Here is a 1,469-nt window from a genome sequence, read left to right on the forward strand (position 1 = left end):
CCCAGCTCCAGCGTGACGGGCTTGGGGCCCTGCAGCGCACAGGTGGCCATGATGGCGGCGCCCGTGCGCGTCGATCCGGTGAAAGTCATCTTGGCGATCCGGGGGTGCCGCGTGAGCGCATCGCCGGTGGTGCGGCCATCGCCCTGCACCACGTTGAAGAGCCCGGGCGGCACGCCCGCCTCCACCGCCAGCTGGGCCAGCCGCACGGCGGAAAACGGCGTCATCTCGGACGGCTTGAGCACCACCGCATTGCCCGCGGCCAGCGCGGCGCCCACCTTCCACGACATCATCACCAGCGGGAAATTCCACGGCGTGATGGCGCCCACCACGCCATAGGGCTCGGCCACCACCATGCCCAGGTGGTCGTGCCGCGTGGCGGCCACCTCGCCCCCCAGCTTGTCGGCGTACTCGGCGAAAAAGCGCAGCCCTTCGGCCGTGAAGGGCACGTCCCACGCAGCGGCATCGCGCACCGGGCGGGTGGAGCAAACGGCCTCCAGCGGCGCCAGCTGCGGGCCGTCGGCCTCGATCATGTCGGCCCAGCGGCGCAGCACGCGGGCGCGTTCCCGAGGGGCGCGCCGCGCCCAGTCGGTGGTGCACCAGGCCTGCCACGCATCCTGCACCGCTGCGTCCACGGTGGCGGCATCGGCCAGCGGCAGGTCGGCATGCCATTGGCCATCGGAGGGGCGCAGCACGGCGATGCGGCCGGCGTCGGGCACGAGGCGCCCGCCGATGAAGTGGCCGGCGGGAACGGCGATGGACCGGGGATCGAAAAGCAGCATGGAACAGGGGCGCGCAAGGGGCTGCGCGCAGTTGGAAAAAGGTGCTTCGATGCTAGGCAGGAAGGTCCAGCATTTGTGCCCGTAACGCCCCGTGGCACCGCAGCGAATTGCAAAACGCACGCGCCCGGCAGACGAAGCTTGCAAGTTGCGGGCAAACCCGAATTCGGGGTGGTGCGGCCTGCCGATGTCGTCCAAGATAGATGCCCAATCCCTTCGCAACGAGGACGCCGCCCATGCTCTCCACCGCCCTGCCCGCCACCCCTGCCACCGCCGAGGACGGCGTGCTGCTGCGCCCCATGACGCCCGACGACCTGCCTCAGGCGCAGGCACTGTCGGCCGAACTGCGCTGGCCGCACCGGCTGGCCGACTGGGAGCAGGTGTTCGCGCATTCCGAGGGCCTCGTGGCCGAGCGCGACGGGCAGACCATCGCCACCGCCCAGCGCTGGAAGTGGGGCGACCGGCACGCCACCATCGGGCTGGTGCTCGTCACCCCGGCCTGCCAGGGCCGCCGCATCGGCCACCGCCTGATGACCACGCTGCTCGACGGCCTGGACGGCCACACGGTGCTGCTGCACGCCACCGCCGAGGGGCGCGGCCTGTACGAGCGCCTGGGCTTCGTGCGCACTGGCGAGGTGCGCCAGCACCAGGGCGTGGCCCGGCCGACGCCGCTGATCGCCCTGCCCCCCGGCT

General features: G+C 72.1%; 2 protein-coding genes. One reads left to right on the forward strand and one right to left on the reverse strand.

The features are described 5' to 3' along the window. On the reverse strand, window positions 1-779 hold a 779-nt coding region (locus AC27KI_RS24665; protein WP_487116405.1), incomplete at its 3' end, for an aldehyde dehydrogenase family protein. Window positions 780-1,012: 233 nt separating this feature from the next. Between AC27KI_RS24665 and AC27KI_RS24670 the strand changes: the two genes are divergently transcribed. Continuing rightward, window positions 1,013-1,469 (forward strand): GNAT family N-acetyltransferase (locus AC27KI_RS24670; RefSeq protein WP_487116407.1); only part of this gene is annotated, 457 nt, incomplete at its 3' end.

It is taken from the genome of Acidovorax sp. KPB24-03 (assembly GCF_057546605.1).